Raw genomic sequence first — 11,473 nt, forward strand, 5'->3', positions numbered from 1 at the left:
TTATAAGGAGCGTACGTGTTACGGTTCCAGCACCACTTTCAGCGACTTGTCGCCGCGTTCCATCACGGCGAAGGCTTCCTTGAAATCGGCGAGGGGGAATTTGTGGGTGACCACGTCTCGCATGTCGATCTTGCGATTGCCAATGAAATCGATGGCGCGTGGGTACATGTAGGGACCCAGATGTGAGCCCAGCACGTCCAGTTCCTTGCGGTCGCCGATGATTGACCAATCTACCGTGGCCTCGTCGTTGAACACACTGAATTCAACGAAACGACCCAGTTTGCGCAGCATCGCCAGGCCCTGATTGACGGCTTTATGGTGCCCGGTGGCTTCTATATAGATGTCGCAGCCGTAGCCTTCGGTGATGTCCCTGATCTTTGCCAGTACATCGACCTCGGCCGGGTTCCATACTTCATCCGCGCCCATGCGCAGGGCGAGGGCGGCGCGCTCGGGTTTCATGTCCAGAACGATGAGCTTTTTCGGGTTGCGCATGCGCACCGCGCCGATGATGCCCAGACCCAGCGTTCCGGCCCCGGCAACCACCACCACGTCATCGAAATCGACATTGGCGCGCTCCGCCGCATGCAGCGAGCAGGCCAGCGGCTCGATCAGAATGGCTTCGTCCGGTGCAATGGAGTCCGGCACTTTGTGAATGATGCCTTCCCTGGTAAAGATCATGTACTGGGCCATGGCGCCCTGAACATTATTCTGGAAGCCGTAAAGGTCATGCTTCTGACACATCCAGTACTGCCCGTGGTTGCAGAAGCGGCAGCCCCAGCACGGCACGATCTGTTCGGAAATCACTCTGTCGCCGATCTTCACACCGCGCTTTTCCGCACCCGGGCCGAGGGCAACCACGCGACAGACGAACTCGTGACCGGGAATCATCGGCGGTTTGACGTAGCGCGGCTGCTCGGCATCGCCCCAGAACGATGGTGCGCCTCGATAGGTTTTAATGTCGCCCATGCAGATTCCGCACAGCTCGACCTTGGTCAGGATCTCGTCCGGGCCAGGCGTCGGGACGTCGACCGTTTCAAGCCGGTAATCCTCCGGGCCATGACAGACCACCGCCTGCATGGTGGCGGGAATCACGGGAGAAAGTTGTTCGGCGGTGCGTTCGGTAGCGGTGGACATGACGAAAACCTCACGACAGAAATGGGGTTACTGAATGCTGTAGCCACCGTCGATCACCACGTTCTCTCCGGTGATCATGGCGGCGACGTCGCTGAGCAGGTACAGCGCCAGCCCGGCAATTTCTTCCGGCTGAGCGAAGCGGCCCGCCGGAATCTGCAATTTGGCCTTTTCACCCAGCTCGCCTGCCCAGGCTTTCTTGCCCAGCGCGGTTTCGACGATGGTGGGGGAGATGGCATTGACGTTGATGTGCGGCGCCCACTCCATGGCCAGTACCTTGGTCATGCCGACCACCGCAGCCTTGCTGGCGCAGTACGCGACATGACGGTCCAGACCGATGACAGCAGCCTGTGACGCCAGATTGACGATGCGCCCGCTGCCTTGGGCGAGCATGTGTCGGGCGCAGGCCTGGGCAACGAAGAAGCTGGCCTTGAGATTGATATCCAGCGTGGTGTCCCATGCGTCCTCGCTGACATCGACGGCCTTGTCCAACAGGGCAACGCCTGCACTGTTGATCAGGTAATCGAGACGATTGAAGTGCTCAAAGGCGTTGTCTACGCTGCGTTGCACCTGATCGAGCTGACGCAGGTCGACGGCGATACCGAGATGGCCATCGCCCAGGCTTGCGGCGACTTCAACCACCGCAGGGTCACGATCAAGCAACGCAACCCGCGCACCGCGCTCGACCAGCAAGCTGGCACAGGCCAAACCGATTCCGGCCGCGCCGCCCGTGATGACGGCGCATTTGCCGCTAAGGTCGAAAGCCTGATTCCAGAATCCAGACATGAACATGACTCCTGTGTAAAGGGTTTTATCTGCCTGTGCGCGTTGCCACACCGACTACTCATTGCTAGACCCACATCGTGTCGCAGCCAACGGACTGTGGGAGGCGGCTTGCCGGCGATGCGTTTTTTGATGCTGCACATCAGAGACTGGGCTGACGCCATCGCCGGCAAGCCGCCTCCCGCAGGTTGTGCATCCAGTCAGGCACTCAGGTTTTGGCCGCCATCAGGGAAGCTACTTCCCGCCGCTTACCTGCTGATACAGCGCATCGGCATTGGCGTCGGTCACCGGCACCCATGGCAGGATGTAGTTCTTGTCAGTGCCATCTCCCCATTTCACGTCTTTGGCGTAACGCTCCCAGATCACTGACTGCGGCTTGTAATCCTTGCCGGACAGGGCACGCAGTGCGACGTCCAGCGCGCCCTGGGACTGGGCCTGGGCATCTTGCAGGAAGGTGGTGACTTCGTTTTTCTTGGCTGCCTGAATGGCATCCGGCATGCCGTCGATGGAGGTGACGGGCACCTCGGCAGGCGTCAGCCCGCGGGATTTGACGGCTTGCAAGGCGCCGAGCGCCATGTCGTCGTTTTGCGCGATGATCCCGGAAATGCCGCCATTGGGATGGGCGTTGAGCCAGTCTTCGGTCAGGGCCAGCGCTTCGGCGCGTGACCAGTTGGCGGTCTTCATTTCGATGATCTTGATGTCCGGGTGTTTCTTCAGGACTTCCATCTCGCCTTTCTCGCGATCGATCTGGGCAGACTGGCCAATCGGCCCTTGGATGATCACCACGTTACCCTTGCCCTTGATCTTGTCGACCATGGCCTGAGCCTGCAGGCGTCCACCCTCGACGTCATCGTTGCCGACATAGGGCACTTTGGTTCCTGCCACCCGGGTGTTGGACGCGATGACCGGAATATCATTCTCCATGGCGCGAGCCACGGTGCCGACGCCGGCCTTGGTGTCGATAGGCACGAAGATGATCGCATCGTAGTGCTGGGTGATCATGGTTTCGATCTGGTTGTTCTGAGTCAGCGCGTCATAGTTACCATCGAACACGGTGATCTGTACGGTGCCATCCTTGACTGCCGGGTGCTGTTTCAGCTCTCGCACCCAGTTCTGCATGAACTGGCCCTTGAGGCCGTAAACGGCTGCGCCGATCTTGTAGGTCTTGCCGTCAGCAGCCAGGGAAATGCTACTGGCGAGCAGGGTGAGCGCCGCGACAGCGGCCAGGGATGTGCCGAATTTCATGATGAGAACTCCGTTATTGTTGTAGTCAGTCGTTCATTCAGAGGAAAAGCGATTAGCGTTTTTTCTTGCGCCACACGTCGATCAGTACTGCGAACACGATGATCAGGCCCTTGGCGACCTGTTGGTAATAAGAGGACACGCCGAGCAGGTTCAGACCGTTGTTGATCACACCGATCAACAACGCGCCGAACAGGGTGCCGACGATACTGCCGGTGCCGCCCGACAGGCTGGTGCCGCCGATGACCACGGCTGCGATGGCGTCCAGTTCATACGACATGCCGGCCTGGGGCAGGGCGGACGTGGTGCGGGCGGACAGCACGACACCGGCCAGCCCCGCCAGCAATCCGGAGACCACGTACACCGAGAACGTCACCTTGCGCACGCCGATGCCTGAGGTGCGGGCGCTTTTCTCGTTGCCGCCCACGGCATATACGTAACGGCCATAAGTGGTGTAACGCAGCACCATCCAGAAAATCAGCGCCACCACGGCGAAAATGATGATGGGCACGCCAATCGGCCCGACTCGCCCGGTGCCCAGCGCCAGATAGGTCTCGGGCAGGTCGGTCACCGGGCTGCCGTCGTTGAGGATGAAGGTCATGCCGCGGGCGATGCTGAGCATACCGAGGGTGGCGACAAATGGAGGAATCGACAGGTTGGCGACCATGAAACCATTGACCACGCCCAGCATCGCCCCGGCAAACATCCCGGCACTGACCGCCGCCAGCAGGCCGTAGCCCTGAGTCGCGACCAGCGCACTGCACAGTCCGGCAAACGCCAGAATCGAGCCGACCGACAGGTCGATGCCCTTGGTCAGGATCACGTACGTCATGCCGACTGCAAGAATGCCGTTGATGGAGGTCTGGCGCAGGATGTCCATCCAGTTGCGCCAGGTCATGAAGTACTCGCTGGAAAACGCCATCACGATACACAGCACGATGAACACCAGCGGCAGGCCGAAACGGTCCAGGGACAGACGCAGGCGGCTTCGGGGTGTGGCAGTAACGGGCGCGGTCACGGTTTTGGCATTCATGAGGCAAGACTCAGCAGGGCTTCCTGGGAAAGGTCGGTGTCGCTGCTGATGGTCACCAGCTTTCCGGCCTTGAATACGGCGATTCGGTCACTCAGGCGCAACAGTTCCGGCGCTTCTGAAGACACCACGATGGCGGCACCGCCAGCGCGCACGAACTGGTCAAGCAGGTGGTAGATCTCCTGCTTGGCCCCTTCGTCGATGCCCCGGGTCGGCTCATCGCACAGCAGGCAAACGGGCTCGGTGGACAAGCACTTCGCTAGCACCACTTTCTGTTGATTGCCGCCACTCATTGAGGAGACGGGAAGGTCCAGTGAGGTGGTCTTGATCTGCAGGCGCCTGACCATGTCTTCGGCCAGACGGGTTTCCTTGCGTGCGTCGATCAGCGACCAGGTCGACAGACGCTTGTAAGCCGACAGGGCAATGTTGGAGAGAATGCTGCTGCTCAGCACCAGGCCACTGTCCTTGCGGTCTTCGGTGACCAGCGACATGCCGGCGCGTATCGTCGCCTTGGGCAGGCCGACCGGCATGGGCTTGCCCTGAAGAGTAACGGTGCCTGAGTCCGGGGTGGTCAGCCCGTAGATGCAGTTGAGAAACTCACTGCGTCCCGAGCCCATCAGGCCGTAGATGCCAAGAATCTCGCCCTGACGCAACTGCAGGCTGATGTCGTGGAATTCACCGTTGCGACTCAGTCCATCAACATTCAGGCAGCATTCGGCAGCGCATTCGCGACCGACCTTGTGGTCGATGCGCGTCAGTTCCTGACCGACGATGCTGCGCACCAGATGCGCCCGATCAATGTCCGCCATACGCCCGGTTTCGACGAAAGCCCCATCACGGAAGACGGTGTAGTCATCGGCGATCTGCGCCAGTTCACTGAGTCGATGGGACACATAGACGATACCGGCACCTCGCGCGGTCAGGCGGCGAATGGCCTTGAACAGCGTCTGTGCTTCGCGCTCGCCAATGGCCGAGGTGGGCTCGTCCATGATCATGACTTCGCAGTCGTGACTGAAGGCCTTGGCAATTTCCACCAGTTGAATCTGCGCCACGCTGAGGCAATGCATGGGGCTGGTGGCCTCGACCTCGAATTCCAGGCTTTCCAGCAGTTCGCGAGTGCGCCTGTTGAGTTCTCGGGCATCGACAATGCAGCCGGCACGGCGTGGCTCGCGGCCCAGCCAGATGTTTTCGGCAACGGTCATGTATGGGATGGGCTCAAGTTCCTGAGTGATCATCGCGATCCCCGCAGCCAGTGCATCGCCTGGACGATTGAACTGCACCGGATTGCCGTTGAGCAGGATGGTCCCCGCGTCACGCTGGGTGATCCCCATCAGGATACTGAGAAAGGTCGATTTGCCAGCGCCGTTGCCGCCGCACAGTGCATGAACACTGCCTGCGCGCAGTGACAATCGGCCGTCACGCAGGGCGGGGATGCCTGCATAGGCCTTGGCGACATGTTCAGCCTGGAGCAGTAATGGCATGGCCATCGGCGTGTCCTCGTGCTGTGAATTCTTATTAGGTGCACTGGTGTGGCGTAGTGAGCATATGTGTATCAAATGAAATTCTGTGCAGTCAATCTCTTTCCTCGATAAATTTCAAATCAGGCAGGATACCAGCGTTGCATGGGTTTTTAAGCGATCGTTTGAATCTCGATCCATATCCTGCTTGACACTACGCCGTTAATGCCCGAGAAATAACTGATCGGAATTTCACCGATTGAACATTTGGTCAGTGATATGTGACCCCGGCAGTGGAGCCAAACGCCATGAACACACTTTTCCCGGTGGCTATCGGATGCGATGAAGCAGGTTATGAGCTCAAAGAGTTGTTGAAGCGGCATATCGAGACGCTGGGGCATCCAGTCACCGACTTCGGCACCCACTCAACCGCTCCGGTGCTCTATCCGGACATTGCCCTTGCCGTGGCCACCGCCATCAGTGCCGGGCAACAGCGGCTGGGCATCCTGGTGTGCGGAACGGGAATCGGCATGGCGATCTCGGCCAACAAGGTGTTGGGCATTCGTGCAGCTCAGGCCCACGACACCTACTCGGCAGAGCGGGCGCGCAAGAGCAACGATGCGCAGATCCTGTCCATCGGTGCGCGAGTGATCGGCGCGGAGCTGGCGAAAAGCATCGTCAAGTCGTTCCTGGAGTCGGAGTTCGAAGCGGCGCGCTCGGGCGCCAAGGTCGACCGCATCAGTGCCATCGAGCGCGACGGGCATCAGTAGTGGACGCAGAGGGCCGGGAGTAGGGAGAATGCGCCTTTGACGTCGAAACGGAAGCCCGTCCACATGAGTGACAGTAACCAGCGCATGGCCAGTGACATCGATCTGATGACTGAGGTCGCGATGCTTTATTACCTTGAGAACGTCACTCAGGAAGCCATCGCCAAACGCTTTGACCTGTCCCGTGCAAAGGTCAGTCGATTGCTCAAACGCGCGCGCGACGAAGGTATCGTTGAAGTGCGTGTGCTGCAGCATCCTGCGATGAACAACGAACTGGAGCAGGCGCTGGTCGAGCGCTTTCAACTGGATCGCGCGCTGATTGCGGTCGATCACAGCGACCCCGACACCCAGCGCTCGGCGGTGGCCAGCCTGGTGGCCAACTACCTGAACAAAACGCTGAGTGACGGCATGATCGTCGCCGTCGGTATGGGCCGCAATGTAGGCGCAGTGGCGGACAACGTGTTTCTGCCCGTGACTCGCAATTGCACCTTTGTCTGCGCCATTGGCGGTTCTCTCAAGGCAGGCGAGTACATGAACCCCGATCACATCTGCCGCCGTCTGGCGCTGCGTTTTGGTGGCGAAAGCGAAAGCCTGTACGCCCCGGCGCTGGTCGCCAACCCGGAACTGCGCGGCGTGCTGATCAATAACGACACCGTGCGCTCGACGCTGGATCGGGCGCGACGTGCCGATATTGCTCTGATCGGTATCGGGGACATGAGTGAGAACAGCAACATGGTGCGCATGGGCTGGTTCTCGCCTCAGGAAATCGCCCAGGCACGGTTGTCCGGCACAGTGGGCGACATGATGGGCTACGACTTCATCGACATCCACGGTCAGCCCGCGGTCAACGCCATTCAGGGCAGGGTGATCGGGTTGACGGTGCAGGAGCTTTTTCGCATCCCGGATGTGGTGGCCATCGCCAGCGAAAATACCAAGGCGGCAGCGACGCTGGGTGCCTTGCGTTCCGGCGTGATCAACACCCTCGCTACAACGGTGACCAACGCGCACACGATCCTGGCGCTGGATGACGCGACGCGCAAAGTATGACGACCGAGCGGGTCGCCGCCTTGCCAACACGTCCATAAACCGCTTTACTGCGTTTCAGTGCCAAACAGGTATGTCGTCAGACAACTGTTCGTCTGAATAAATGCGGTCTTGTGGAGGGCACCATCACGTCTTCGATGTAGTGCTGTCGCTCGGTGAACACTGGACGAAGGGAGGCGGCTTGCTGGCGATTCAGTCGACGCGGCAAGCCAGGAACATCGCATCATCTTTTATCGCCAGCACTCCGCTCCCCACAGAAAAGCAGCGTTTCTTCAGCAGGCCATGCGTTGTTTGACAAGCATCGACCTGTCGGCGATGGCGTCAGCAGTCGCTTGAAAAAAACACGCGCGCCACACACGGCTTCATCACATAACAAGACAGGACAAGGACGATGATTTTAAGAGCGACAGGTATCGTGATGGCGATACTGAGCATTGCGCTGCTTTATATGGGGGCGCAACTGGTAGCAGTTGGCGGCTCTGCGGCCTATTCGGTGATTGCCCTGGGCGTGCTGGCAACGGCCGTACTGGTGTTCCTGAAGAAGAAATCGGCGTTGACGCTGTACGCGCTGCTGATGTGGGGGATTCTTCTGTGGATCATCTACGAAGTCGGCTTTGATAAATGGCAGTGGATTCCACGCGGCGACCTGTTCGCGCTGATCGGTTTCTGGCTGGCAATGCCCTGGGTGGTACGCCCGCTGCTGCGCAATCAGACTGGCAGCAGCACTCGTGGGTTCCACCCTTTTCTGGGCAGCACCGTCGCCGTCATGGCGCTAATCGTGATTGCGCTCATGTTCTACGATCCCTATGCGGTGAAAGGCCAGATCGGCTCCTCGGCCGCATCACGCACCACCGAGGTCGCAGGCAATGAGTGGGTGGCCTATGGCGGCACTCAAAGTGGTCAGCGTTTTTCGAGTCTGGATCAGATCAATCCGCAGACCATCGATAAGCTGTCGGTGGCCTGGGAATACCACACCGGTGATCTGCGTGACGCAGACAAGGATGCGGGCGAATACACCTTCGAAGCGACGCCATTGAAGGTCAACAACCGCGTGTATGTGTGCACACCTCATAACGAGGTACACGCTCTGAATCCGGAAAGCGGGAAGCTGGACTGGAAATACACCCCTGAGAAGACCCGCTCTTACTTGCAACAGCACCAGACCTGCCGTGGCGTGAGTTACTACGCGGTGCCGACGGCTCAGAATGCGCCGGCAGCGCAGTGCGAAAAACGCGTCATCATGGCCACGGCAGACGCCAGGCTGGTTGCGCTCGATGCCGACACCGGCAAGCTCTGCAGCGATTTTGGCAGCAATGGTGTAGTCGATCTGCACGACAACATGGGCAACGTCCGTCCACACGCCTTGATGCAGACCGCCGCGCCACTGGTGGCAGGTGATCTCATCGTGCTCGGTGGCTCGGTGATGGACAATGGTTATGACCAAGGCAATCCGTCCGGTGTGATTCGCGCCTACAACGTCATCACCGGCAATCTGGTCTGGAATTTCGATCCCGAAAATCCGCAAAACACCGCGCCTGTTTCGGCGGAGCAGAACTATCCGCAGGACACCCCTGTAGCGTGGGCCACGCTGAGTGCCGACCTGAAAAACGGCCTGGTTTACGTGCCGTTCGGCAACGCATCGCCTGACGAAACCGGCACGCGTCGCGACCCGAACAGCAATACCGAAAAATTTCGTGATGCACTGGTGGCGCTGGATCTGAAAACCGGCGCGTTCAAATGGAAATTCCAGACCTCCCACAATGACCTGTGGGATCGCGATAACCCGTCGCAACCTTCGTTGCTTGATCTGGGCAAGGAAGGCAGCAAACAGCCCGCGCTGCTGTTGCCGACCAAGGTGGGGAACATCTTTGTGCTCAATCGCCTGACCGGTGAGCCGATCACGCCAGTCGATCAGGCCAGGGTGCAGACAGGCGGTGGCGTGCCGGGTGAACGCTTTGCGCCGACGCAGCCGGTTTCAAGACTCAACTTCATTCCGCCGCCGCTGACCGAGAGGTCGATGTGGGGCGTCACGCCGTTTGATCAGATGGCCTGCCGCACCACCTTCAACACGCTGCGCTACGATGGCAACCCATGGACGCCAGCCACCGAGTCCGGTTCGCTGATTTATCCAGGAAACATCGGCGTATTCAATTGGGGCTCCGTGGCGGTCGACCCCGACCGGCAGATCCTTGTAGCGACGCCTGTGCGCCTGGCCTACATCTATAACCTGATCAAGCGTCCCGAGCAGGATCAGGAAAAACGCCTGTTCACCAAAGATGGCAAGCCGTACTGGAACGAAAACTTCAACGGCGATTACGCGATCCGTATCTCGCGACTGGCGTCAGGTCTGGGAATCCCTTGCACGGCGCCGCCTTGGGGCAGCATGGTCGGCGTGGACCTGAATACTGGCAAGACCGAATGGAAACGCCGGGTCGGCACCACCAAAAATCTCAAGACCAGCTTCATGGAAGATCGTTTTCCCGTCGGCTTCCCGATGGGCATGGTGGCGCATGGGGGGCCATTGTTGACGGCAGGTGGTTTGATTTTCCACGGGGCGACGGCTGACAATTTCATCCGCGCCTACGACGTGAACACCGGCGAGGTGCTCTGGCAGTACGAATTGCCAGCAGGCGGGCAGGCGACGCCTTCAACCTATACCGGGAGCGACGGCAAGCAGTACGTGATCATTTCCGCAGGCGGACACGGTTCCCTGGGCACGACGCTGGGCGACAGTGTAATGGCGTTTCGTTTGAACTGACATGAGGATGTGAGAGGGCACTTGCCGCGCGACAGCGTTGCGTCGAAAACAGGGTGAGGCCTTCCGCAGGAGCGTTCTCAACAGTCATTATCAAAAAGGGCCATGCGCTGACGCGTCATGGCCCTTTTTTCCTACACAGTAGACAGCGCAGGACTTACGGTCCGGCCATCCATCTCGCCAGACTGTGCCGACCACTGACCCCGAGCTTTGCAGTCGCGCGTTTCAGGTAGGTTTCCACCGAACTGTTCTTGACGTTCAGGCGTCGCGCCATCTCTGCGACCGAGCCGCCAGTCAGCAGACCGATGCACACTTCCTGCTCGCGCGCCGACAGCGTGATTGCGTCCTGCGCCAGCCGTCCGCTGAACGCTTCATCGATCGAGCCTGGCTCGAATTCGATTTTTTCCGCAGCGGATTGCACCAACAGTTGCGAGTGGTGCTCGACCAGGGGCAACAGCGTGTCTGAGAGGCTTTTGAGCAATGACAGCTCGCTCAACGAGAAGGCTTTGGAACCGGCAAGTCGATAGAAGCAAATGATGCGTCGCAGTTCGCCGCTGCTGGACACCAGGCTGCAGACCTGAATGTCACGGCGTGCCGATTTCTGGCCCACAGGCACTCGGGTCTGGACCAGCAGAGAGGCGTCCATGTGCACGATGCTCTGCAGCAAAGATTGCTGGAGGGCTTCAGATGCGCAGATATCGTGCTGTACGCCTGCACCACCCAGACGGGTAATGCGCTCCACACCTGACTGAGCCGCATCAAGTGCCCACTCGCACAGAACAATCCCCTGAACCGAGACCAGCGTGTCGACCAGTTCCAGCATTTTCCCGGCAAATGAGTCGTTGCCAGTGCTCGAAACCAGCTGCCCCAGTTCCTGATAGAAGCGCGGGTCGTGGCTGGCATTCGGCGAGCGTGTCGATTTCATCTTTTAGCCTCCTTGACTCTGTCCGTGCATCAGCGCCGCCCTGCGATTGACCTCCGACAGGGTGACGGCAGATACAGCGGATGATTCGGCGTATTCAACCGAAGGATCCATCCGACGTCTGTAGCAGAAAACAGGGACAGGCTCGCCACCCCATTTCGCACACGGGGCAGACAAGGTCACGAATCGATGGACACAGCATCATGCCGCGCAGGGGCCGGGGCGTCTACGTTGGGAGGTTCGGTGGTGGCTATAAGCCAGCGTCCGGGTTAAGCGGGACATACAGTGTCAACAGGCCAGTGCTTCAATTCCCGACTAAATTTCCAGGAAGGACCTTGAGAC

At 59.4% G+C, this 11,473-nt stretch carries 9 protein-coding genes; 3 read left to right on the forward strand and 6 right to left on the reverse strand.

Features of this window, described 5'->3' with window-relative positions; translation table 11 throughout:
* Positions 1-18: 18 nt before the first annotated feature.
* The 5 genes from JTJ32_RS06185 to JTJ32_RS06205 form a co-directional block, all read right to left on the reverse strand.
* Complete coding sequence (locus JTJ32_RS06185) at positions 19-1,134, reverse strand: MDR/zinc-dependent alcohol dehydrogenase-like family protein (RefSeq protein ID WP_099230612.1); 1,116 nt, start codon at positions 1,132-1,134, stop codon at positions 19-21.
* 27 nt (positions 1,135-1,161) lie between these two features.
* Positions 1,162-1,917: an SDR family oxidoreductase gene (locus JTJ32_RS06190; protein WP_099230614.1), complete on the reverse strand. Its 756-nt coding sequence runs from the start codon at positions 1,915-1,917 to the stop codon at positions 1,162-1,164.
* A gap of 231 nt (positions 1,918-2,148) precedes the next feature.
* The gene (locus JTJ32_RS06195; protein WP_099230617.1) at positions 2,149-3,159 is read right to left on the reverse strand and encodes a substrate-binding domain-containing protein; all 1,011 of its coding nucleotides are present in this window, start codon (positions 3,157-3,159) and stop codon (positions 2,149-2,151) included.
* Between the two features lie 52 nt (positions 3,160-3,211).
* A complete protein-coding gene (locus JTJ32_RS06200; RefSeq protein ID WP_210041427.1) occupies positions 3,212-4,189 on the reverse strand; it encodes an ABC transporter permease in 978 nt (325 codons plus the stop codon).
* Positions 4,186-5,673, reverse strand: a complete 1,488-nt coding sequence (locus JTJ32_RS06205; RefSeq protein WP_099230621.1) for a sugar ABC transporter ATP-binding protein — start codon at positions 5,671-5,673, stop codon at positions 4,186-4,188. The genes JTJ32_RS06200 and JTJ32_RS06205 overlap by 4 nt, the downstream gene beginning before the upstream one ends.
* Positions 5,674-5,951: 278 nt before the next feature.
* Here JTJ32_RS06205 and rpiB point away from each other — a divergent pair, with 278 nt between their 5' ends.
* The 3 genes from rpiB to JTJ32_RS06220 all read left to right on the forward strand — a co-directional run bounded on the left by rpiB (position 5,952) and on the right by JTJ32_RS06220 (position 10,212).
* On the forward strand, positions 5,952-6,413 hold the full coding sequence (rpiB, locus tag JTJ32_RS06210; RefSeq protein ID WP_184322763.1) for a ribose 5-phosphate isomerase B: 462 nt from the start codon (positions 5,952-5,954) through the stop codon (positions 6,411-6,413).
* Positions 6,414-6,476: 63 nt separating this feature from the next.
* Positions 6,477-7,457 carry a sugar-binding transcriptional regulator gene (locus tag JTJ32_RS06215; RefSeq protein ID WP_004885472.1) on the forward strand — a complete coding sequence of 327 codons (981 nt, stop codon included), beginning with the start codon at positions 6,477-6,479 and terminating at the stop codon, positions 7,455-7,457.
* A gap of 388 nt (positions 7,458-7,845) precedes the next feature.
* Positions 7,846-10,212: a membrane-bound PQQ-dependent dehydrogenase, glucose/quinate/shikimate family gene (locus JTJ32_RS06220; protein ID WP_210041428.1), complete on the forward strand. Its 2,367-nt coding sequence runs from the start codon at positions 7,846-7,848 to the stop codon at positions 10,210-10,212.
* Positions 10,213-10,366: 154 nt separating this feature from the next.
* On the opposite strand, the gene JTJ32_RS06225 is transcribed toward JTJ32_RS06220, so the two are convergent.
* Entirely contained in the window at positions 10,367-11,134 is a 768-nt protein-coding gene (locus JTJ32_RS06225; protein WP_099230627.1) for a helix-turn-helix transcriptional regulator, read from the reverse strand.
* Positions 11,135-11,473: the final 339 nt, after the last annotated feature.

It is taken from the genome of Pseudomonas alliivorans (assembly GCF_017826695.1).
GTDB classification, from domain to species: domain Bacteria; phylum Pseudomonadota; class Gammaproteobacteria; order Pseudomonadales; family Pseudomonadaceae; genus Aquipseudomonas; species Aquipseudomonas alliivorans.